This is a genomic window from Pseudomonas sp. C321 (assembly GCF_055407105.1).
The window spans coordinates 1-1,995 of record NZ_JBUZRB010000025.1; the positions used below are offsets into that span (position 1 = coordinate 1).

Here is a 1,995-nt window from a genome sequence, read left to right on the forward strand (position 1 = left end):
GCCAATGTTATCGGTGCTGGCATTCAGGTTTTCAATCTGGGTGCAGGACAGGCTGATTTTCTGCGACAACTCCGACATTGCCAGAATGGTTTTTTCCACCACTTTGCGACCGTCATCAGCTTGCTCACTGGCACCGCTGGCGTGTTGCGATGCATCGGCGGCGTTGCGGGCGATTTCCTGAGTGGCAGCACCCAGTTCGTTAATCGCAGCGGCCACACTGTTGGTGCGAGCGCTCTGTTCATCGGAACCGATAATCGACGCGTTGGATGATGCCATTACTCGCTGGGACAGATCATTCACTTGACGCGTCGCCGAGGAAACTTCGGAAATCGATGCGTGAATTCGCTCGACGAACTGGTTGAAGGCGCTGCCCAGTTCACCAAATTCGTCTTTGCTTTCTACGGCCAGGCGTCGGGTCAAATCACCCTCGCCCTGGGCGATATCCTGCATGGCGCGGCCCATGGTGGTCAGCGGGCGCATCAACACCTGGATCAGCAAGCTCAATAGAACGGCAATCGCCGTGACAGCGATGAACATAGCGATCAAGGCAGACGTACGGAATTTACCCAGCTGTGCGTAGGCTTTGTCTTTGTCGATCGACAGACCGATGTACCAGTCTGCATTCGGCAAGTCGCTGATCGGGGTAAACGACAGAATTCGATCCTGACCCTTGAGGAGCACATCCTGATTGCCCTTCTCGATGCGGACATTGGTACCTGGGTAGATGTCCTTGAGATTTTTCATCACATGGTCCTTGTCCGGGCTAGCGATGATCTGACCGTCGCCGCTAACCAAAAACGCATGACCGATACCGCCGAAATCCACCGAGTTAATGATCTTCACCAGGGTTTGCAGGCTCAAGTCACCAGCTACCACACCGAGCAGTTCACCGTGCTTCTTGACCGGCATGGCGATGGTAACGATCAAGCCACCCACACCGGCTATATCCATATAGGGCGGCGTGAGCATGGTCTTGTCCGCGGCGACCGCTTGCTTGTACCAGGAGCGCTGACGCGGATCGTAACCATCCGGCATTTTCTCGTCAGGACGCTGGGTGAAGACGCCATTGGTTTGGCCAACGTAGGTGTACTGGAAGTTCGACGTGAAAGCCGATTGATCGACCAACCCTGGCAGGTCGGCACTGCTGCCTTGATAGGCCATATTTTGCGCAAGCGTTTCCAGGACCAGCACCCGGCCACTGAGCCAGTTCTGCACGCTGCTGGCCGTCAGATCGCCTGACTGCTGGATGGACGACTCCAGGTTTTGTTTGATGGTGCTGCGTTGCAGATAGTCGTTGTACAGCGTGAATAACGCGAAGGCCAGAACCACAACGCCTGACGCGGCCAACAGAATTTTATGACTGAATTTGAGATTCATTTCATCGACTTCTTTTTGCCAAAAGTGAGTGAGCGTGCTGGATGCAACTTTCCATGTAACGGTATAGGCGGACTCTTCGACCACTCTATTTCGGTGCGCGCATGGCTCATTAGGCTTTCGGCCTCGTCCGGATAAAACTTAAGGATTTGTGAGACACATACTATTTTAATGTGAAAAACCGACCAATGGTAACGGCTCGGGATACTGACCAGGCCTTTGTCAATGCCATCTCTCGAGTGTGCAATACAGACGCTTTACAGCAACAACTACGGTTGGCTGCGCAGTTGATTGGACAATGCCGCAGATGCGGCCGACTTGACCTAGGACACCTTTGTCCCTCTGTTGCAGAAAACCGAGCGATTCTAACTGAAGGCACGTGAGCCTTTTTGCGCACGACTGCCAAGGAGTTGGTGATCGGCCACTGGCGTCGCAAAGAAATCGAGCGTGCCTACCTGGAATCCATCGCGCATTTACCCCAAGCACTGGCTCCAAGTGCCGAAGCTCAGAGAGGAGAACATATGGCAGGCGCTCGCTCATACTTTTCGAGCGCCCAAAACAAAACCCCATCTGCTTTCGCAAATGGGGTTTCGGAATTTAATCTTGACGATGACCTACTCT

Annotated in this window: 1 protein-coding gene and 1 pseudogene; one reads left to right on the plus strand and one right to left on the minus strand. The window is 53.6% G+C overall.

Annotated elements, in window-relative coordinates; all coding sequences use genetic code 11:
- The coding region (locus tag ACZRJ6_RS26180; RefSeq protein WP_463970661.1) for a methyl-accepting chemotaxis protein at positions 1 to 1,377 on the minus strand (1,377 nt) is incomplete at its 3' end.
- Between the two features lie 288 nt (positions 1,378 to 1,665).
- On the opposite strand from ACZRJ6_RS26180, the pseudogene ACZRJ6_RS26185 reads away from it, so the two are divergent.
- Positions 1,666 to 1,883, plus strand: a pseudogene (locus ACZRJ6_RS26185) (sigma factor); the annotation flags it as partial.
- Between the last annotated feature and the right edge of the window lie 112 nt (positions 1,884 to 1,995).